The following is a 19,986-nucleotide window of genomic DNA, read 5'->3' as shown; positions in this document are numbered from 1 at the left end:
CCGGACGGGGCGGTCGAGGGGCGGACCGGTTCAGGTCTGCCGGTCACCCGTTACGGGGCCACCTTGAGCAGCTTGTTCGCGGTACCCGCCGACGGGTTGGTCACCGCGTCCGCGGTGGCCGCACCGGTCAGCGCGGCGGCCACCTCGGCCGGCGTCGCCGACGAGTGTCCCGCCAGGTAGACGGCCGCGGCACCGACCACGTGCGGGGTGGCCATGGAGGTGCCGGAGATCGTCTTGGTGCCGCTGTCACTGTCGTTCCAGTCGGACGTGATGTCCGAGCCCGGCGCGTACAGGTCCACCACGGAGCCGAAGTTGGAGAAGTCCGACTGCGCGTCGTCGATGGTGCTCGACGCCACGGTGATCGCCTCCGGGACACGGGCGGGGGAGCCCTGCCCGGCGTCCGTCGACTCGTTGCCCGCCGCGACGGCGAACGTGACGCCCGAGGCGATCGAGCGCTTCACCGCCTCGTCGAGCGCCTCGTCCGCACCGCCGCCGAGGCTCATGTTGGCCACGGACGGACCCTTGTGGTTCTTGGTGACCCAGTCGATGCCCGCGACGACCTGTTCCGTGGAACCGGAACCGTTGTCGTCGAGCACCCGCACCGCGACCAGCTTCGCCTTCTTGGCGACGCCGTGCTCCGTACCGGCGATGGTGCCGGCCACGTGCGTACCGTGACCGTTGCCGTCGTCGGCGCTGTCGTCGTTGTCCACCGCGTCGAAGCCGTGCGTGGCGCGGCCGCCGAAGTCCTTGTGGCTCACGCGTATGCCCGTGTCGATGACGTACGCGGTCACCCCCTCACCGGCGGTGTCGGGGTAGTCGTACTTCTTGTCTCCGGCCGTCTTGGCCTGGTCGATCCGGTCGAGCCCCCATGAAGGCGGGTTGTCCTGCGTGGCGTTGATGTGGAACTTCTTGTTCTGCACGACCTTGCCGACGGCGGGATCCGCCGCGAGTCGCTTGGCCTCGGTCTCGCTGAGGCCGGAGGCCGAGAAGCCGTTGACCCCGGAGGTGTAGGTGCGTTGCAGTTCGCCGCCGTACTTGTCGGCGAGCTGTCCCTTGTCCGCGGCCTCGTCGAGAATGACCACGTAACTTCCGCTGATCGCGCCGGGCGCGCCCAGTCCGTAGACCGTGCCCTCGGCCGGTGTCGCAGCCCCCGCGAAGGGGGTCGCGAGCAGGGTCACGGCTGCCGCGGTGGCGGCTCCCGTGGCGACTGCCGCGTACCGGAAACCGCGCGAACGCTTGTGAGTTGCCATGTGGAGGGTTCTCCTCGTGTTGACGTGTGGGGCGTCAAACCTTCTGGAGAACCCTGTTCCGATTGACAGGCGCAAATCAAGATCGCACCCGCCTTCAGGGCTTATTCAACAAGGTTTCTTAAAAGACCCCCCGCATCGCCTTCACCGTGCACACATGTTCGCCAGAACTCCCGCACGAACACGTCACGTTCACGCCCGCCCCGCGTACTTCCTCAACTCCCGGTGAGCCAGGGAGCGCTGATGGACCTCGTCCGGACCGTCCGCCAACCGCAGCGTCCGCGCCGCCGCCCACAACTCGGCCAACGGGAAGTCCTGACTGACCCCGCCCGCGCCGTGCAGTTGCACCGCCTGGTCGAGGATCCCCACGACCGCCCGCGGCGTCGCGATCTTGATCGCCTGGATCTCGGTGTGCGCGCCCCGGTTGCCGACCGTGTCCATCAGCCAGGCCGTCTTCAACACCAGCAGCCGCAACTGCTCGACGGTGACCCGGGCGTCCGCGATCCAGTTCTGCACGACACCCTGCGAGGCCAATTCCCTACCGAAGGCGGTACGTCCGCTCGCGCGCTCGCACATCAACTCGATGGCCCGCTCCGCCATCCCGATCAGCCGCATGCAGTGGTGGATCCGCCCCGGACCGAGCCGGGCCTGGGCGATGGCGAACCCCGAACCCTCCTCGCCGATCAGGTTCGCGGCCGGGACCCGCGCCCCGTGGAACACCACCTCGGCGTGCCCGCCGTGGTCGTGGTCGGCGTACCCGTACACCGTCATCGCGCGGCGGACCTCCACGCCCGGGGTGTCGCGCGGAACCAGGATCATCGACTGCTGGCGGCGGGGGTCGGCGCCGTCGGGGTCGGTCTTGCCCATGACGATGAAGATCTTGCAGTCCGGGTTCATCGCGCCGGAGATGTACCACTTGCGGCCCGTGACCACGTACTCGTCACCGCCGGCGGAACGCTCGATGCGGGTCTCGATGTTCGTGGCGTCCGAGGAGGCCACGTCGGGCTCGGTCATGGCGAACGCCGAACGGATCTCGCCCTCCAACAGCGGCTCCAGCCACCGCTTGCGCTGCTCCTCGTCGGCGAACTGGGCCAGCAGCTCCATGTTCCCGGTGTCCGGGGCGGCGCAGTTCGTCGCCATCGGCGCCAGGTGCGGGCTGCGGCCGGTGATCTCGGCGAGCGGGGCGTACTGGAGGTTGGTCAGCCCGGCGCCGTACCGCTCGCCGGGGAAGAAGAGGTTCCACAGGCCCTGGCGACGCGCCTCGGCCTTCAGTTCACCGAAGACGGCCGGGGTGTCCCAGGGCGAGGCCAGCCGCGCGCGCTGCTCGGCGGCGACGGCCTCCGCCGGGTACACGTACTCCTCCATGAACGCGTGCAGCCGTTGGCGGAGTTCCTCGGTCCGGGAGTCGAATGCGAAGTCCATGCGGGGTTCCTCAGCCTTCCTGGAGGGTGTGCAGACCGTGCTCGATGAAGATCGGGACCAGTTCGCCGATCCGGTCGAAGCCCGTTCCGACGGTCTGTCCGAGCGTGAAGCGGTAGTGGATGCCTTCGAGGATCACCGCGAGCTTGAACCAGGCGAAGGCGGTGTACCAGGCGATGGCGGAGGTGTCCCGACCCGAACGGGCGGCGTACCGCTCGACCAGCTCCGCGGGGGAGGGGTGGCCGGGTGCCCCGCTGGTCGTGCTCACGGGGGAGGCGGTCAGGCCCAGGTCCGAGCTGTACATCACCAGCAGCCCGAGGTCGGTCAGCGGATCGCCGAGCGTGGACATCTCCCAGTCCAGCACCGCCCGGATCGTGTCGTCCGGTCCGCCGATCAGGACGTTGTCGAGCCGGAAGTCACCGTGCACCACGGTGGGGGCGGGGGAGTCGGGCAGGGATCGGCCGAGCGCGCCGTGCAGTTCGTCGATCCCGGCGAGTTCCCGGCCGCGGGAGGCCGCGAGCTGCTTGCCCCACCGGCGCAACTGCCGGTCGAGGAAGCCCTCGGGGCGGCCGAAGTCACCCAGCCCCACGGCGTCCGGGTCCACGGCGTGCAGGTCGACCAGGGTGTCCACCAGGCCGAGCACGGCCCGTCGGGTGCGGTCGGGGCCGAGCGCGGACAACTGCTCGGCCGTCCGGTACGGGACCCCGTCCACGTGCTCCATCACGTAGAACGGCGCGCCCAGCACCGACTCGTCCTCGCACAGGAGCACCGGCTCGGGCACCGGTACGGCCGTGCCGTGCAGGGCCGCGATCACGCGGTACTCGCGCCGCATGTCGTGGGCGGTCGCCAGCACGTGGCCGAGCGGCGGCCGGCGCACCACCCAGCGGGCGGACCCGTCGGTGACCGCGTACGTGAGGTTCGAGCGGCCTCCCTCGATGAGGCGGCCGGTGAGCGGCCCGGCCACGAGACCGGGCAGCGCGGCGTCGAGATGGCCGCGCAGCCGCTCCGGATCGAGGCCCGGCGGGCCGGTCGGGGTCGGTTCTGGCGCTGGGGTCATGGTGCGCACCTCCGTACGGGATGGACGGTGACGGAACGGACGAGAGTCATCATGCCGACCAGTCGGTATGCCGTCCAGAGGGTACGCCGAAAGAAGCCCCGACACGCCGGGGCGCGTCGGGGTGGGGGCGCGAGGCGTCGGGGCGGCCTGCCCGCTCGGATCAGGCGTGGCAGAGGATCGGGGTGCCGCCGTTCATCACCGTCATGTCCCGGAGCACGGCCACGATGTCCAGCGGGGCGCCCTCGGGCTCCCCGGACAGTTCCGCGTACGCCCGGTGCAGGTTCGCCACCAGTCGCTCGCTCTCCCGCCAGGCCGCGAACTCGCCCAGGTCCGCCCCGAGCGCGGTCTCCAGCGGGGTCAGCCCCTTCGCGCGCCCCTCCAGCGCGAGTTCGGCGACGTGACGCAGGTACCGTTCGGTGGCCTCGTACGCGGAGGGGTCGGTCAGCGGCCCGTGACCCGGGACGACGGTCTCCGCGTCGAGGGAGCGCAGCAGTTCCATGGCCCGCAACGAGCCGGAGAGCGAGCCCATCGCGAGGAACGGCGTGCCGCCCGAGAAGACCAGGTCGCCGGTGAACACCACCCGCTGTCCGGGCAGCCACACGAGCGAGTCTCCGGTGGTGTGGGCGACGCCCGGGTGGATGACCCGTACCTCGATGTCGCCCACGTGCAGGGTCGCCCGATCGTTGTACGTGAGGTCGGGAGGTGTGATCGCGACGTCCCCGAAGTCGGTCGTCGGCCAGATCATCTCCAACTGGTGCCCGGCGGCGAGCTGCTCGGCCCGCGCGTTGTCGTGGCCGAGGATCAGCGCCTCCGGGGCGAAGACCTCGTTGCCGTAGGTGTGGTCGCCGTGGTGGTGGGTGTTCACGACCGTGCGCGGCATCGGTACCCCGGTCGCGGCGACGGCCTCCCGCAGGGCCAGGGCCCGGCGTCGGGTGGCCGCGGTGTCGACGAGGAGGGTCCGGCCGCCGTCGCTCACGAAGCCGGCGTTGTTCAGGCACCAGCCCCCGTCCGGTTGGACGTACGCGTGGACGCCGGTGGCGGGCTGGACGAGGTACGGCTCTTCGACGGTCATCTGCGTGCTCCCCGGGTGGTGTTGACAGGCGCTGGGCATCCTGCCGGCCGCGGTCGCGCGCGGGGAGGGCGGGGCGGTGGAGGCGGGGGAGACGGGCCGGCGACGGACCCCGCCCCCGACCGGGACTCGGGTCGGGGGCGGGTGGGCCGGCGGCGGTCCGGGGTCGCGGCCCGGGGAACGCGTCGGTCAGTGGTCGTCGTAGTGGTCGTCGTGCTCGGCGTGCCGGTGCCCGTCGTGCAGGTAGTCGACGTGGTTGCCGTGCCGGACGCTCTGGTGTCCGCAGTCCGCGCCGTGCGCGTGCGGGTGGGCCTCGTGGGTGATGTGCTCGTCCGTCTCGCACTCGTCCCAGTGGCCGGAGTGCTCCCGGTGCAGGTGGCCGTCGTGCGCGTAGTCGACGTGATCGCCGTGCTCGACCTCGGCGTGACCGCAGCCGGGGCCGTGCGCGTGCTTGTGCGTGGGGTGCTCGTGGTGCAGGGTCGTCATGGAGCCGAGGCTAGTGCGGATCATCCGGTATCACCCCTTTTGCACCGCTCGTGTCCCTGGCGTGTCCGAGCGGGAGCGCACCGAGCCGAGCGGGAGCGCACCGAGCCGAGGGGGAGCGCACCGAGCAGATCAGCCCTTCGTCGGATCGGAGGATCAGAGGATCACCGCGACCGCGAAGGCCGCCAGCGCCAACGTGCACAGCGTCGCCCCCGCCGCCGCGCGCGGCGCCAACCGCGGCGGACGGTGCGCCGCCAACGCGCGGATCCGTCGGTGCGCCACCCCCAGGAACACCAGCCACAACAGCACGATCACCGCCGCCCCGGCCACCTCCACCGGGGATCCGGATCCGCGCAGTGCCTGGCGCAGTGCCAGGACCGCAGTCACCGAGCACGCCAGCGTCGTACGCCGCCACGCGAGCCGGGTCCGCTCCGGCTGGAGCCCGGCGTCGCGGCCCTCGGCCGGGCTCGGACCCGGTCCGCTCACCGCGGGGCCGTCCAGCCCAACAGGACGACCGCCATCATCGCCACGGCCACCAGACCGACCCCCAGGCTGAGCACGACCGGGAACCGCGACAGCGGCAGGTCCTCGCCCCGCCGCATCGCCCGCTCGCACCGCGTCCAGTGGTTCACCGCCCGCAGGGCGCAGGCCGCGCCCACCGCCAGGAGCGCGAGGGCCATCCCGACCCGTACGCCCCACCGCAGGTCCGGCAGGAACTGGTCCACCGCGAATCCGCCGCCGACCAGTGCCAGCGCGGTGCGGATCCAGGCCAGGAAGGTCCGCTCGTTGGCGAGCGAGAACCGGTAGTCGGGGGTCTCGCCCTCGTCCCTCAGCCTCTCGGGTGCGAACCAGAGGCGCACGTCCTTGACGAAGTCGATCACCTGATCAATCTACTGGCGGGACTCCCGGTGCGCGCGCAGCCGTCGGTACGCCTCCAGTCCGTCGGGCACCCACGACCACCCGCCGTCCGCCACCCGCTCCGCCAGTTCCTCCTCGGACAGCCAGGTGTGCCAGGCCACCTCCGACTCCTGCGGCCGCACCGGCGCCTCGCACCGCACCTCGTGCACGTACGACCACCAGGCCCCGCCCGGCCCCTCGTACAGGAACTTGAACAGCGGCGTCGGCTGTGCCAACGAGGTCACCCCCAACTCCTCCCCGGCCTCGCGCAGCGCCGCGTGCGGATAGCTCTCCCCGGTGCCCAGCACCCCGCCCACGAACATGTCGTGGTACGAGGGGAACACCAGCTTCGAGTCGGTCCGACGGTGCACGAAGATCCGCCCCCGCGCATCCCTGACCTGCACGAACACACACCGGTGGAGGAGCCCCCGGGCGTACACCTCCCCGCGCGGGGCGCTGCCCGTCACCCGGTCGTCCCGGTCCACCACGTCCAGTACTTCATCGGAGGCACTCACGGTTTCGTCCCCTCTTCGCTGTTGACTGGTTACCGCTCCGTAGCAAAGGATCTGCCCCACCACCGACCGGAGGACGGGCAGCGCATGACGTACGACGCAGACGTGATCGTGATCGGAGCGGGGCTCGCGGGCCTCGTCGCCACCGCCGAGCTCGTCGACGCGGGCCGCAAGGTCATCCTGCTGGACCAGGAGCCCGAGCAGTCCATCGGGGGCCAGGCGCACTGGTCCTTCGGCGGCCTCTTCTTCGTCGACTCGCCCGAACAGCGCCGCATGCGGATCAAGGACCACCGCGACCTCGCCCTCCAGGACTGGCACGGCACGGCCGGCTTCGACCGCGAGGAGGACGCCTGGCCGCGCCGCTGGGCCGAGGCCTACGTCGATTTCGCGGCCGGCGAGAAGCGGCCCTGGCTGCACGCCCAGGGGGTCCGCTTCTTCCCCGTCGTCGGCTGGGCGGAACGCGGCGGCTACGACGCCAACGGCCACGGCAACTCCGTCCCCCGCTTCCACATCACCTGGGGCACCGGCCCCGGCCTGGTCGAGCCCTTCGAGCGGCGGGTCCGCGCCGGCGTCGCCCGCGGTCTGGTCCGGTTGGCGTTCCGCCACAAGGTCACCGGCCTCTCCCGCACCGGCGGCGTCCTGGACACCGTCACGGGGGAGATCCTGGAACCCTCCGACGCCGTACGGGGCGCCGCGAGCGGCCGTGAGGGCGTCGGCGAGTTCTCCCTGCGGGCCCAGGCGGTCATCGTCACCAGCGGCGGGATCGGCGGCAACCACGACCTCGTGCGCAAGCAGTGGCCCGCTCGCCTCGGCACTCCTCCCGAGCGGCTGCTGTCCGGGGTGCCGGCGCACGTGGACGGTCTGATGCTCGGCATCGCCGAGGACGCGGGCGCCCGCCACATCAACAAGGACCGGATGTGGCACTACACCGAGGGCATCGGGAACTGGGACCCCATCTGGAACAAGCACGGCATCCGCATCCTGCCCGGGCCGTCCTCGCTGTGGCTGGACGCGACGGGCAGGCGGCTGCCCGTACCGCTCTTCCCGGGCTTCGACACGCTCGGCACCCTCGACCACATCATGAAGACGGGGCACGACCACACCTGGTTCGTACTCAACCAGCGGATCATCGGCAAGGAGTTCGGCCTCTCCGGCTCCGAACAGAACCCGGACCTGACCGGCAAGTCGATCCGCCAGGTCATCGACCGCGCCCGACAGGCGGTGCCCGGCCCGGTCAAGGCCTTCATGGACAACGGCGCCGACTTCGTGGTCGAGCGCGACCTGGCCGCCCTGGTGCGCGGCATGAACGCCGTGACCGGACAGGACCTGCTCGACGAGGCGACCGTGCGCCGCGAGGTCGTGGCCCGGGACCGCGAGATCCTCAACCCGTTCACCAAGGACCTCCAGGTGATGTCCCTCCACGGGGCGCGCAAGTACCTCGGTGACAAGCTGATCCGCACCGCGGCCCCGCACCGGATCCTGGACCCCAAGGCGGGCCCGCTGGTCGCCGTGCGGCTCTCCATCCTGACCCGCAAGTCCCTGGGAGGCCTGGAGACCGACCTCTCCTCCCGTGTCCTGGGCGCCTCCGGCGATCCGCTCCCCGGCGTGTACGCGGCGGGCGAGGCCGCCGGGTTCGGCGGCGGCGGGGTGCACGGCTACCGCGCCCTGGAGGGCACCTTCCTCGGCGGCTGCATCTTCTCCGGCCGCGCGGCGGGCCGCGCCGCCGCGGCGGCGGTGAGCTGACCGGGCGACGAGGCACCGTCGGGCGGGTCCGATCGGCCGGCCCGCCCGACGGATCCGGGAAGGTGCGCAGAGGCCACTTCGACGACAGTGCTCAGGCGGACGGCAACAACTCCAGCACCCGGAACCGCTCCAGCACCACACGGGTGTCGTCGTCCACCGTGAACCCCGGGTCGCCGATCGCCTCCCGGATCGGCGCGCTGTGCCAGAACCCCTCGTGCGAGGAGCGCCATTCGGCCACCGTCGCGTACCCCTCGCCCTCGTCCAGCGCGTGCCCCAGGTCCACCTCGGCGAGCGCCACCACCCGCACCTCGGTCACCTCCAACAGCGCGACCGGGCGCTCCAGCGAATCCACCAACACCGAGCGGTCGCCCGGCACCGGCAAGGGCTCCCCTTCGGCCTCGTACTCGGGCAGCAGCCCGGTGGTCGTGGTCTTCGCCCCGCTGAGGACCGCGGCCACCAGGCTGTCCCGCAGCGGCCCCGGGAAGCCCAGGAGGCAGGGAGGGAGATCGTCGTACGTCGTCATGCGTCCCAGCCTATGCACGGCGCCACAGCCCCCGAACCGGAACCGACCCTTCAACTCCACTCACCGTCAAACCAGTTGAAACCCGCCACCCGCCGGCTCGGACCTTGACGCGGAGCTGTGCGTACCGCTTTGCTGTGCGTGATCATCCGGCAACACACCGGTCCGATCCCCCCACCCACCCGCTCCCGTGTCCTGGAGGGAAACCGCGGATGTCCCCTCCGCCGCCCCTCGGCCGCGCCCGCAAACGGGACGCCCAGCTCTTCGACCCCGCCCTCTGCGACATGGAACTCGTGGAAGTCCGCGGCCAGTTCGGTCAGGGCCGATGGGCCAAGGCGCGTACCCTCCTCGTCGACACCGCCGACGACTGGGACCGCCGGGGCCACCGCGTACTCGTCCTCGCCGAGACCCCGACAGCCACCGCCTGGGCCCGCGAATGGCTGCTCGCCGAACCCGACAGCGCGGACGCCGCCACCCTGCTCGCCTGCGCCACCGTCTTCACCGCCCTGCGCCGCAAAGGGACACCCGAGGCGGCGGAGGAGTCCTGCCGACGCGCGGCCTCGCTGCTCCCCGCCGACCCGACCCCCTGGCTCGGGCTGCTCCTGCTCACCCGGGACTTCGGCACCGAGGAGGAGTTCAGCCGCCACTTCGACCAGGTTCGGGCCCGCCACCGGGAGCACCACCACGCCCACCACCTGATGGTCGCCAAGCTCGCCGAGCGCACGCCCGGCGGCGGCCTCGACCCGCTCCACGAGGTGTACGACTTCGCCGCCTGGGCGGCCGAGGAGTCCCCGGCCGACTCCCCGCTCGCCGTGCTCCCCGTCATCGCCCACGCGGAGCGCTACCGGGTGCTCGCCGCCCACGGCGGACCCGACGGGGCCGTCTCCCACTGGTCCGGCCGCCGCGCCCGCCAGGTACTGCGCTCCGCCTTCGACTGGTGGCTCGAATGGGAGCGGGACGACCACCCCCGCAACCGCGTGGACCTCAACTTCCTCGCCCACGCCAAACTCGCCGAGGGGCGCTCCGCCGAGGCCGCCGCCCTCTTCCACCGGATCGGCCGCCACGCGACCCCCGCGCCCTGGTCGTATCCGGACCTCGATCCGCACAAGGCGTTCCTCGCCGCGCGCAGTGCGGCGCTGGGCACCGCTTAGCAGCACGACCCCAGTCCCCACCCCGAAAGGACGCCACCATGGCGACGGGTAGATCCGCCACGCTCACCGACCCCGCCGAGATACGCACGTACAAGGGGCAGGACCGGGCCCTGCGCGCCGGCCGCCTCGGCACCGCCGGCCTGCTGCTCTCCGTGCTCGCCGCCAGCGCCCCCCTGATGGTGGTCGCCGGCGTGATGCCGACCATCTTCGGCGTCATGGGCATCGTCGGCCAGCCGCTGCTGTTCGTCGTGCTGGGCGCGGTCCTCGCGCTGTTCGGCATCGGCTACGCCGAGATGAGCCGGCACGTCCACAACGCCGGCGCCTTCTACGCCTACATCGCGCGCGGCCTCGGCCCCACCGCCGGCGCCTCCGCCTCCTTCGTCGCCCTCATCGCCTACAGCGCGATGCAGGTCGGCGTCTTCGGCATCCTCGGCTTCGAGATCTCCGGCCTCTTCGCCACCTACCTCGACATCGAACTCGCCTGGTGGATACCGGCCCTGATCGCGGTCGCGGCCACCGGCGCGCTCGGCTGGCTCAAGATCGACCTCAACGCCAAGGTGCTCGGTGTCCTGCTCCTCATCGAATGCGCGCTCGTCGTCGTCTTCGACGTCGCCGCCCTCGGCAAGCCGGGCCCCGAAGGCCTCTCGCTGCACGCCTTCAACCCCGAGACCCTCACGGGCGCCGGCCTCGGCACCGCCCTCTGCTTCTGCATCGCCGCCTTCGTCGGCTTCGAGCAGTCCCCGGTCTACGCCGAGGAGACCAGCAGGCCCCACATCGTCGTCTCCCGGGTGATGTTCCTCGCCGTCGGATTCGTCGCGCTGTTCTTCGCGTTCAGCGCGTGGGCGCTCACCGTCGCCACCGGACCCGCCGACGTCGTCAAGACCGCCGCCGACGCCGGCCCCGGCCTGCTCTTCGAGCTCACCGAGAGCCGCCTGGGCACCGGCTTCACCGACGTCCTGCACGTCCTCTTCGTCACCGGCATGTTCGCGGCGATGCTCAGCTTCCACAACGTGGTCGCCCGCTACGCCTTCGCCATGGGCCGCGAGGGCCTCCTCCCGGCCGCCTTCGGCCGTACCAACGCCGGCACCGGCGCCCCCGGCACCGGCTCGCTCCTGCAGACCGGCATCGCCGCGATCGTGGTCCTCGCCTTCGCCGTCACCGACGACGGACCGGCCGGCGACCCCACGGCCCCCGTGCTGCACCTGTTCACCTGGATGGGCAGCGTGGGCGCCCTCGGTGTGACACTCCTCATGGCCGCGGCCTCCTTCGCCGTGATCGCCTTCTTCGTCCGCCGCGGCACCGCCGGCGCCCAGGTCTGGCGGCTCGTCGCGGCCGGCGCGGCCGGTCTGGCGCTCCTCTTCATCGCCGTCTACACCGTCAAGGACTTCGGTGTCCTCGTCGGCGCCGAGGACGGCTCCGTGCTCAGCCGGGCGCTGCCCGGCATCATCGGACTGGCCGCCGCGGGCGGCCTCGCGCACGGGCTGGTGCTCAAGTCCCGCCGCCCCGACGCGCACGCCCGGATCGGTCTCGGCAACGAGGCGTTCCGGCTCGACCAGGCCGCGGACCCCACCCCCGGGGACTGATCTCGCCGCCACGCATTCGAGCTCCACAGAGGCCCCCGACACCCCTTTCCAAGGTCGTCGGGGACTTCCGTACACATGGACCGGGTTTTGGCGGGTAGCGGAGCCTCATGGTCTCCTGGGGCGACCACACACGGACCGCGGCGCCGGAGACACCACAGAACGTCCCCGCGCGGCGGTTCTGACCTGCCTGTCCCACCCACGAAGGCGAAGTCAGTACATGAGTGACCGCACCTTGGCCGAGGCTCCCGCCACGGCGCCCTCCCCGCATGTCGACGCCGGTGACGAGGGCTACAGCAAGGACCTCAAGTCCCGCCACATCAACATGATCGCCATCGGCGGGGCGATAGGCACCGGCCTGTTCCTCGGTGCGGGTGGCCGGCTCGCAGGCGCCGGGCCCTCCCTGGCCATCGCCTACGCGGTGTGCGGCGTCTTCGCCTTCTTCGTGGTGCGCGCCCTCGGTGAGCTCGTCCTGTACCGCCCCTCCTCCGGCGCCTTCGTCTCGTACGCACGCGAGTTCATGGGGGAGAAGGGCGCCTACACCGCGGGCTGGCTCTACTTCCTCAACTGGTCCACGACCACCGTCGCCGACATCACCGCCGCCGCGACGTACGCGCACTTCTGGGCGATGTTCACCGACGTCCCCCAGTGGGTCCTCGCCTTCGTCGCCCTCGCCGTCGTCCTCACCGCGAACCTGATCTCGGTGAAGTACTTCGGCGAGATGGAGTTCTGGTTCTCCCTGGTCAAGGTCGCCGCCCTGACGATCTTCCTGCTCGTCGGCATCTACCTCGTCGCCACCAGCCACGAGATCGACGGCCACACCCCCGGCCTGTCCTCGATCACCGACAACGGCGGCCTGTTCCCCGTCGGCATGCTCCCGATGCTCCTGGTGATCCAGGGCGTCGTCTTCGCGTACGCCTCCGTCGAGCTGTGCGGCGTCGCCGCCGGCGAGACCGAGAACCCCGAGAAGATCATGCCGAAGGCGATCAACTCCATCATGTGGCGCGTGGGCATCTTCTACGTCGGCTCGGTCGTCCTGCTCGCCCTGCTGCTCCCCTACACCTCGTACTCCGAGGGGCAGAGCCCCTTCGTCACGGTCTTCGACAAGCTCGGCATCCCGGGCGCCGCGGGCATCATGAACCTGGTCGTGCTGACCGCCGCCCTGTCCAGCCTGAACTCCGGCCTCTACTCCACCGGCCGGATCCTGCGCTCGATGGCGATGTCCGGCTCCGCGCCCAAGTTCACCGGCGTCATGAACAAGGGCAAGGTCCCCTACGGCGGCGTCCTGTTCACCGCGGCCTTCGGTGTCGCGGGCGTGGGCCTGAACTACTTCATGCCCAAGGACGCCTTCGAGATCGTCCTGAACTTCGCCTCGCTCGGCATCCTGGGCACCTGGGCCATGGTCATGCTCTGCTCGCTGCACTTCTGGCGCCGCGCCCGACAGGGCCGCGTGGAGCGCCCCGCCTACCGACTGCCCTGGGCCCCCTACACCCAGATCGTCACCCTGGTCTTCCTCGCCACCGTCCTGGTCCTGATGTGGTCCGACGGCGGCGTGGGCCGCACCACGGTCATGTTCGTGCCCGTGATCGGCGCGGCCCTGGTCGGCGGCTGGTTCCTGGTCCGCCGCCGCGTGGCGGAGATCGCCGCCGCCCGCGGCTGACCCGCCCGACCCGCCCGCGAGGCCCCCCGCACCGGAGTTCCGATCCGGCGCGGGGGGCCCGCGCGCTTCCCGAGGGCAACAACGGCGACTTGCTTCCTCAAACATGGGATGTTCCCATGTTCCCAGCGACGGAATCGAGAGGACCGGACCATGCCATTGCGCAGCACCCCCCGCGCCACCCTCGTCGACCAGGTCATCACCCAGCTGGAGACCCTGATCGCCGACGGCGAGTGGCCGGTCGGGACCCGGATCCCCGCCGAGCCCGTACTGATCGAACAGCTCGGCGTCGGCCGCAACACCGTCCGAGAGGCCGTCCGCGCCCTCGTCCACACCGGACTCCTCGAACCCCTGCGCGGCGACGGCACCTACGTCCGTGCCCGCAGCGACTTCGGAGCGGCCGTCCAGCGCCGCCTGCGCCGCTCCGGCGAACTGGAGGCCTACGAGGTCCGCTCCGCGCTGGAGCGGGACGCCGTCCGCCACGCCGCGCTCCGACGCACCCCCGAGGACGTCGCCGCCCTGCGCGAAGCCATGGCGGAGCGCACCCGGGGCTGGGAGAGCGGTGACACGGAGGCCTTCGTCGACGCGGACCTCGCCTTCCACCGCGCGGTCGTCGCCGCCGCCCACAACAGCGTGCTGACCGACCTCTACGAGCATTTCGCGAGCGCGCTGCGGGCCGGCGTCCACTCCGTCGTCAACGCCCCGGTACCCGATTCCGTACGCCACCAGCTCGATGCGCACCAGGCGATTGCCGACGCCATCGAGGCCCGGGACCCCGACGCCGCGGAGGCGGCGGTCTCCGCCCACCTCGCCGAAGGCGTGGCCGCCCTGACCGGGCGCCGGCCGGACGCGCGGCCGCACACGCAGCACACTTCAGGAGCACCACGTGAGTAACAGCGCCGCCACCCGCGCCGGCCGACCCGCGATCCCCGCACCCCCACCGCCGTCGGCACCCGCCCCGCCGGGCACCGCGGGCCGCGGAGCCCTCCTCCTCGCCGCCGGGGTCGTCCTGCTGGCGCTCAACCTGCGCCCCGCGCTGGTCGCCGTCTCACCCCTCGCCGACACCATCCGGGTGGACAGCGGGATGTCGGCCGCCTCGGTCAGCCTGCTCACCGCACTCCCGTTGCTCTGCTTCGGCCTGCTCGCGCCCCTCGCCCCCCGGATCGGCCGCCTCCTCGGCACGGAGCGCGCCCTCCTCGCCACCATGGCCCTGGTCTGCGCGGGCACGGTCCTGCGCATGCTCGACAGCGTGCTCGCCCTGTTCGCGGGGACGCTCGTCATCGGCGCCGGCATAGCCGTCGCCAACGTCCTGCTCCCCGGACTGATCAAGCGCGACTTCCCCACCCGCACCGGCCTCATGACCGGCTTGTACTCCATGTCCCTGTTCGGCGGCGCCGCACTCGCCGCCGGCGTCACCCTGCCCGTCCGCCAGGCCGGCGACATGACCTGGCGGACCACCCTCGCCTGCTGGGGCGCCCTCGCCCTGGTCGCGCTCCTCGTCTGGCTCCCGCAGACCCGCTCCCGCACCCGCACCGCGGCGGCCACCGCCCGCGCCGCGGCCCACCCCGTACGCGGCCTGTGGCGCTCCCCGCTCGCCTGGCAGGTCACCGCCTACATGGGGCTGCAGTCCCTCGGCTACTACGCGGCCGCCGCCTGGCTGCCCACGCTGCTCACGGACGCCGGGACGAGCCCCGCCAACGCCGGATGGATGCTCTCCTTCTCCTCGCTGCTCGGCATCGCGGGTTCCTTCCTCGCGCCGGTCGTCGCCGGCCGCAGGATCGGTACGGGAACCCTCGCCGTCCTCGGCGCCGTCCTGTGCGCCCTCGGCTTCACCGGGCTCCTCGTCGCCCCGGTCGCCGGCGCGTACCTCTGGATGGTCCTGCTCGGCCTCGGCCAGGGCGTGGCGATCAGCCTCGCGCTCCTGTTCATCCTGCACCGGGCGCCCGACGCCCGGCACACCGCCCAGCTCTCCAGCATGGCCCAGTGCCTCGGCTACACCCTCGCCGCCACCGGCCCGGCCGTCCTCGGCGCGATCCACGACGCCTCCCACACCTGGACGCTCCCGCTGATCGTGCTCCTGGTCCTGCTGGCCCCGCAGATCGCCGCGGGCCTCGGCGCCTCCCGCCCCCTGCACGTGGCCGGCCGCCCCTGAACGGGACGCGGGCGACCCCGCCGGACATCACGGCGGTAGCGTGCTCCCATGACGCGATGGCTACCGGCGCCCCCTCCGCGGGACGAGCAACCCCCGTTGTCCGCGCTGGAGATCACAGAGACCGAATGCCGCAAGTGCGGGACCTTGATCGCAGGGCTCAACGGTCGGTACGCCTGCCCGCTCTGCGGTTGGGTGAACGACCACGCGGACAGCGATGCCGCCCTGCCCACGGCCGAGGACGACTCGGACCACCCTGCCAAGCGCCGTCGAAGGACCCGGCGACCGCGCGGGGACTAGGCCTTGGCCGTGGTCCACGTGATCCCGCGGCCGGGACCGCGGTCACCCTCGGCCCGGGGCGACCGTGGGCGGCGGTCTGCGCCGTGGGCGCGACACTCGGGCCGCCCTGGGGAATCTCCGGGGCCCTTGGTCGCGTGGTCGGTCCCGCCACGGCCCGGAAAAGCAAAAGAACCCCACATGAAGTGGGGTTCCTGCTGGTGTCCGAGGGGGGACTTGAACCCCCACGCCCGATAAAGGGCACTAGCACCTCAAGCTAGCGCGTCTGCCATTCCGCCACCCGGACAAGGTGTCTGTCTCGCGTCCCTCGCGGGCCGTTCCGACGTGGAAAACATTACCAAACATTCCGGGGTCCTCGATCACACCCCCCAGGTGACCGGGGATCGCCCTTGGGGACGGCGGCCCGTGGGGCGAGGATGGGGGGAGGAAGTCGGCACTGATCAGTGGGAGGAAGCAGCGTGAGCGAATCGAGCGCGGGCAGGACCGTCTCCGGTGAGGACGAGGTCGTCGACCTCTGCCGTGACCTCATCCGGATCGACACCAGCAACTACGGGGACCACTCCGGCCCCGGTGAGCGGAAAGCGGCCGAGTGGGTCGCGGAGCAGCTGGCCGAGGTCGGGCTGGAGCCGCAGATCTTCGAATCGCACAAGGGGCGGGCCTCCACCGTCGCGCGCATCGAGGGCGAGGACCCCTCCCGGCCGGCGCTGCTGATCCACGGCCACACCGATGTCGTCCCCGCCAACGCCGCGGACTGGACGTACGACCCGTTCGCGGGCGAGATCGCCGACGGGTGCCTGTGGGGGCGCGGCGCGGTCGACATGAAGGACATGGACGCGATGACGCTGGCCGTCGTGCGCGACCGGATGCGCAGCGGCCGCAAGCCCCCGCGCGACATCGTGCTCGCCTTCCTCGCCGACGAGGAGGCGGGCGGCGTCTACGGGGCCCGGCACCTCGTCGACAAGCACCCCGGCCTCTTCGAGGGGGTCACCGAGGCCATCGGCGAGGTCGGCGGCTTCTCGTTCACCGTCAACGAGAACCTGCGCCTGTACCTGGTGGAGACCGCCCAGAAGGGCATGCACTGGATGCGGCTCACGGTGGAGGGCACCGCGGGCCACGGCTCCATGACCAACAACGACAACGCCATCACGGAGCTGTGCGAGGCCGTGGGCCGGCTGGGCCGCCACCAGTGGCCGGTGCGCGTGACCAAGACCGTGCGGTCCTTCCTGGACGAACTCTCGGACGCGCTCGGAACCCCCCTCGACCCCGACAACATGGACGCGACGCTCGCCAAGCTCGGCGGCATCGCCAAGATGGTCGGGGCCACCCTGCGCAACTCGGCGGCCCCGACGATGCTGGGCGCCGGCTACAAGGTCAACGTCATCCCCGGCCAGGCCACCGCGCACGTGGACGGTCGCTTCCTGCCCGGTTACGAGGACGAGTTCTTCGCGGACCTCGACCGGATCCTCGGCCCGCGCGTGAAGCGGGAGGACGTCCACGCGGACAAGGCCCTGGAGACGGACTTCGACGGAAAGCTCGTCGACGCCATGCAGACCGCGCTGAAGGCGGAGGACCCGATCGCGCGCGCGGTTCCGTACATGCTCTCCGGCGGCACGGACGCCAAGTCCTTCGACGACCTCGGAATCCGCTGCTTCGGCTTCGCCCCGCTCCAGCTGCCCCCGGAGCTCGACTTCGCCGGCATGTTCCACGGCGTGGACGAGCGGGTGCCGGTGGACGGGCTGAAGTTCGGTGTTCGGGTGCTCGACCGATTCATCGACAACGCCTGAGGCGCGAGATTCGGGAGGGTGTGCGGACGTCACCGAGAAGAGTGAATGCACTCATACGCTCGTAGCCCCGGTGATCCTTCCTCGTTACAGGTGGTGCGGTCCGCGGCTGGGACCGCACTTGCCTACTAGGAGGAACAATGCTCAAGAAGGTTGTCGCCGCTGCGGCTGCCACTGGTGGTCTCATTCTCGCGGGTGCGGGCATGGCTGCCGCCGACGCGGGTGCCCAGGGTGCGGCCATCGGTTCGCCCGGTGTCCTGTCCGGCAACGTCGTCCAGGTTCCGGTCCACGTGCCGGTCAACGTCTGCGGCAACACGATCAACGTGATCGGTCTGCTGAACCCGGCCTTCGGCAACACCTGCGTCAACGCCTGACGTATCTGAAGTCCCGGGCCCCGGAGCGCGTTCCAGCGCTCCGGGGCCACCGGGCTTTCCGGGCCCGATCTCGATCACGCGGCCCGGCTTCCGACATCTCGGCGCGGCAGGCGGGGGAGCCTGCAGGGCCTGCGCGTCGACCGAAACGTGCACAACAGGGGACGAGTACAGATGCGACGACCGGTAGTACAGGTCACCAGGAAGACCCTGATCACCATGGCGGCCGCGGGAGGTGTTCTCGCGCTGGGTGGTGGTGTCGCCCAGGCGGACGCCGGAGCGTCCGGCCATGCCGCGAACTCCCCGGGCCTGCTGTCCGGAAACAACCTCCAGGCGCCCGTGGACGTACCGGTGAACGCCTGCGGGAACACAGTGAACGTGGTGGGGGGCCTGAACCCCGCCTTCGGCAACCGCTGCGAGAACGCCGGCAAACCGACACGACCGAGCCACCCCGGAAACCCGGGCCACCCGGGCCACCCCGGAAACCCCGGTCACCCGGGCCACCCCGGAAACCCGGACGAGCCGTGCGACGGCGACGAGCCGGGCAACCCCGGCACCCCGGGCAACCCCGGCACCCCGGGCAACCCCGGCACCCCGGGCAACCCCGGTAACCCCGGCACTCCTGGGAACCCGGGTACGCCCGGTAACCCGGGTACGCCCGGCAACCCGGGTACGCCTGGGAACCCCGGAACTCCTGGGAACCCGGGTACGCCCGGTAACCCGGGTACGCCCGGCAACCCGGGTACGCCTGGGAACCCCGGAACTCCTGGGAACCCGGGTACGCCCGGCAACCCGGGCAACCCGGGTACGCCCGGTAACCCCGGTACTCCTGGGAACCCCGGTACGCCCGGTAACCCCGGGACTCCGGGCAACCCCGGTACGCCCGGCAATCCCGGGACTCCGGGCAACCCCGGTACTCCCGTGAAGCCCGGCCAGGGCCAAGGGCTTGCCGAAACCGGCGCCGGTGACGTCCTCAGCGCCGGCGTTCCGCTCGCGGGCGGGCTGTTGCTCGCCGGCGCCGTGCTCTACCGGCGCGCCCGCAACGCCGCCTGACGGCCGTTCACGACGCGGGTCCCGCCCCCGGGACCCGCGTCACCACGTGGCGCGGACCTGGCGGATGATCCGGCGGCGCAACCGCACGCGGCGACTGCCGTCCCGGTGCAATGTCAGTCGGTCCAGCTCCCAGTGCCCGTACTCGGCATGGTCGGTCAACAGGCGGGTGGCCTCGTGGCGAGGAACCCCGCGGGGCACGTACACGTCGACAAATTCGTATTCCGGCATCGCATCTATTGTGCGGGCAGAGCCCTGCTACGGATAGCGTCTGCACTATGTCTGATGCCGCTCTGCCCACTGTTGCCGAGGTACGTGCCGCCGCCGAGGCGGTCAAGGCCGCGCTCGACCGTCACCTCGCCGCGGTCGAGAGCAGGATCGGGGACGAGGACCCGGCCGTCTACGCCGCCTTCAACGAACTCGCCGCAGCCGCCGAGGAGTACGACGAGCTCCTGTACGACCGCTACGACGAGGTCACCCCCTTCGAGATCCCGACGCCCGAGGACGGTGTCCCGTACACCGGCCCCGCCGAGCCCGCCGCCTTCAGCGTGCTCATCCGCCGCGACTACGCCGTCGTGGAACCCCAGCGACTGATCGCCCAGGCCGAGCGTGTCGCCGCGCACGACCGGGACGCCGAGCTGGTCGACGACGGCGGCACCGCGGGTGCCCTCGGCGTGCTCTTCGGGGAGTACGAGCCCGACGAGATCGCCTCCCGCTACAAGGAGTTCGGCTTGGAGGAAGGGGACTCCACGCTCTGGCTCGCCGCCTCGGAGGAGATCGCGGAACCGGGGGAGTGGCTGGACACGCCCTTCGGGCACACCGACCCGCAGGACGTCCTGCACCGGTTCGACGTGAGCGCGGTCTTCGACGAGGAGCCGGACGACTTCGAGGACGACGAGGCCGAGGAGGCCACCGCGCCGGGCCTGACCCCGGCCTGACCCCTCACCCCGCACGTCGGTGCGCACGTCGGTGTGCCCCCGCCCGGACCCGGGCGGGGGCACAC

General features: G+C 71.7%; 21 protein-coding genes, 1 tRNA gene and 1 pseudogene. 12 read left to right on the top strand and 11 right to left on the bottom strand.

Annotated features, from left to right (window positions below):
* Positions 1–50: 50 nt before the first annotated feature.
* The 8 genes from OHA84_RS09355 to OHA84_RS09320 all read right to left on the bottom strand — a co-directional run bounded on the left by OHA84_RS09355 (position 51) and on the right by OHA84_RS09320 (position 6,687).
* Positions 51–1,250: a S8 family peptidase gene (locus tag OHA84_RS09355; protein WP_266951189.1), complete on the bottom strand. Its 1,200-nt coding sequence runs from the start codon at positions 1,248–1,250 to the stop codon at positions 51–53.
* Positions 1,251–1,439: 189 nt separating this feature from the next.
* Positions 1,440–2,669 (bottom strand): acyl-CoA dehydrogenase family protein, encoded by a 1,230-nt coding sequence (locus OHA84_RS09350; protein ID WP_266951191.1) that lies wholly within the window; start codon positions 2,667–2,669, stop codon positions 1,440–1,442.
* A 10-nt stretch (positions 2,670–2,679) separates the two neighbouring features.
* The gene (locus OHA84_RS09345; RefSeq protein WP_266972221.1) at positions 2,680–3,723 is read right to left on the bottom strand and encodes a phosphotransferase family protein; all 1,044 of its coding nucleotides are present in this window, start codon (positions 3,721–3,723) and stop codon (positions 2,680–2,682) included.
* A 160-nt stretch (positions 3,724–3,883) separates the two neighbouring features.
* On the bottom strand, positions 3,884–4,795 hold the full coding sequence (locus OHA84_RS09340; RefSeq protein WP_266972223.1) for an MBL fold metallo-hydrolase: 912 nt from the start codon (positions 4,793–4,795) through the stop codon (positions 3,884–3,886).
* A gap of 186 nt (positions 4,796–4,981) precedes the next feature.
* Entirely contained in the window at positions 4,982–5,278 is a 297-nt protein-coding gene (locus OHA84_RS09335; RefSeq protein ID WP_053678830.1) for a hypothetical protein, read from the bottom strand.
* Positions 5,279–5,431: 153 nt separating this feature from the next.
* Positions 5,432–5,761 (bottom strand): DUF202 domain-containing protein, encoded by a 330-nt coding sequence (locus OHA84_RS09330; protein WP_053678828.1) that lies wholly within the window; start codon positions 5,759–5,761, stop codon positions 5,432–5,434.
* Positions 5,758–6,156: a YidH family protein gene (locus tag OHA84_RS09325; RefSeq protein WP_053678826.1), complete on the bottom strand. Its 399-nt coding sequence runs from the start codon at positions 6,154–6,156 to the stop codon at positions 5,758–5,760. The genes OHA84_RS09330 and OHA84_RS09325 overlap by 4 nt, the downstream gene beginning before the upstream one ends.
* Positions 6,157–6,165: 9 nt before the next feature.
* Positions 6,166–6,687 carry an NUDIX hydrolase gene (locus OHA84_RS09320; RefSeq protein ID WP_266951198.1) on the bottom strand — a complete coding sequence of 174 codons (522 nt, stop codon included), beginning with the start codon at positions 6,685–6,687 and terminating at the stop codon, positions 6,166–6,168.
* 84 nt (positions 6,688–6,771) lie between these two features.
* Here OHA84_RS09320 and OHA84_RS09315 point away from each other — a divergent pair, with 84 nt between their 5' ends.
* Entirely contained in the window at positions 6,772–8,427 is a 1,656-nt protein-coding gene (locus OHA84_RS09315) for an FAD-binding dehydrogenase (protein WP_053678822.1), read from the top strand.
* 91 nt (positions 8,428–8,518) lie between these two features.
* On the opposite strand, the gene OHA84_RS09310 is transcribed toward OHA84_RS09315, so the two are convergent.
* On the bottom strand, positions 8,519–8,950 hold the full coding sequence (locus OHA84_RS09310; protein ID WP_053678821.1) for an ASCH domain-containing protein: 432 nt from the start codon (positions 8,948–8,950) through the stop codon (positions 8,519–8,521).
* Positions 8,951–9,159: 209 nt separating this feature from the next.
* On the opposite strand from OHA84_RS09310, the gene OHA84_RS09305 reads away from it, so the two are divergent.
* From OHA84_RS09305 to OHA84_RS09280, 6 genes are all read left to right on the top strand, one after another.
* A complete protein-coding gene (locus tag OHA84_RS09305) occupies positions 9,160–10,098 on the top strand; it encodes a hypothetical protein (protein WP_053678819.1) in 939 nt (312 codons plus the stop codon).
* A gap of 38 nt (positions 10,099–10,136) precedes the next feature.
* Positions 10,137–11,681 (top strand): APC family permease, encoded by a 1,545-nt coding sequence (locus tag OHA84_RS09300; RefSeq protein WP_266972253.1) that lies wholly within the window; start codon positions 10,137–10,139, stop codon positions 11,679–11,681.
* Between the two features lie 217 nt (positions 11,682–11,898).
* Positions 11,899–13,338: an amino acid permease gene (locus OHA84_RS09295; RefSeq protein ID WP_266951204.1), complete on the top strand. Its 1,440-nt coding sequence runs from the start codon at positions 11,899–11,901 to the stop codon at positions 13,336–13,338.
* A gap of 150 nt (positions 13,339–13,488) precedes the next feature.
* Positions 13,489–14,229, top strand: a complete 741-nt coding sequence (locus OHA84_RS09290; RefSeq protein WP_053678813.1) for a FadR/GntR family transcriptional regulator — start codon at positions 13,489–13,491, stop codon at positions 14,227–14,229.
* On the top strand, positions 14,222–15,487 hold the full coding sequence (locus tag OHA84_RS09285; RefSeq protein WP_266972256.1) for an MFS transporter: 1,266 nt from the start codon (positions 14,222–14,224) through the stop codon (positions 15,485–15,487). Before OHA84_RS09290 ends, OHA84_RS09285 begins: the two co-directional genes overlap by 8 nt.
* A 48-nt stretch (positions 15,488–15,535) precedes the next feature.
* Positions 15,536–15,784 carry a hypothetical protein gene (locus OHA84_RS09280; RefSeq protein ID WP_063839536.1) on the top strand — a complete coding sequence of 83 codons (249 nt, stop codon included), beginning with the start codon at positions 15,536–15,538 and terminating at the stop codon, positions 15,782–15,784.
* Positions 15,785–15,979: 195 nt separating this feature from the next.
* Here OHA84_RS09280 and OHA84_RS09275 read toward each other — a convergent pair.
* Positions 15,980–16,067: transfer RNA gene (locus tag OHA84_RS09275), tRNA-Leu, on the bottom strand.
* 172 nt (positions 16,068–16,239) lie between these two features.
* Here OHA84_RS09275 and OHA84_RS09270 point away from each other — a divergent pair.
* The 4 genes and pseudogenes from OHA84_RS09270 (at position 16,240) to OHA84_RS09255 (ending at position 18,986) form a co-directional block, all read left to right on the top strand.
* Complete coding sequence (locus OHA84_RS09270) at positions 16,240–17,565, top strand: M20/M25/M40 family metallo-hydrolase (protein ID WP_266951209.1); 1,326 nt, start codon at positions 16,240–16,242, stop codon at positions 17,563–17,565.
* Positions 17,566–17,702: 137 nt separating this feature from the next.
* Entirely contained in the window at positions 17,703–17,936 is a 234-nt protein-coding gene (chpH, locus tag OHA84_RS09265) for a chaplin ChpH (RefSeq protein WP_053678804.1), read from the top strand.
* Between the two features lie 171 nt (positions 17,937–18,107).
* A pseudogene (locus OHA84_RS09260) lies at positions 18,108–18,296 on the top strand (chaplin); the annotation flags it as partial.
* 558 nt (positions 18,297–18,854) lie between these two features.
* Positions 18,855–18,986: a hypothetical protein gene (locus OHA84_RS09255; protein WP_266952014.1), complete on the top strand. Its 132-nt coding sequence runs from the start codon at positions 18,855–18,857 to the stop codon at positions 18,984–18,986.
* 39 nt (positions 18,987–19,025) lie between these two features.
* Here OHA84_RS09255 and OHA84_RS09250 read toward each other — a convergent pair whose 3' ends face one another.
* Positions 19,026–19,214, bottom strand: a complete 189-nt coding sequence (locus tag OHA84_RS09250) for a DUF5703 family protein (protein ID WP_053678800.1) — start codon at positions 19,212–19,214, stop codon at positions 19,026–19,028.
* A gap of 47 nt (positions 19,215–19,261) precedes the next feature.
* Between OHA84_RS09250 and OHA84_RS09245 the strand changes: the two genes are divergently transcribed.
* A complete protein-coding gene (locus OHA84_RS09245; protein WP_053678798.1) occupies positions 19,262–19,921 on the top strand; it encodes a hypothetical protein in 660 nt (219 codons plus the stop codon).
* Positions 19,922–19,986 lie beyond the last annotated feature (65 nt).

The sequence above is a fragment of the Streptomyces sp. NBC_00513 genome, from assembly GCF_041431415.1.
In the GTDB taxonomy this organism is placed as follows: domain Bacteria; phylum Actinomycetota; class Actinomycetes; order Streptomycetales; family Streptomycetaceae; genus Streptomyces.
This window is presented reverse-complemented; position numbering and strand designations above follow the sequence as displayed.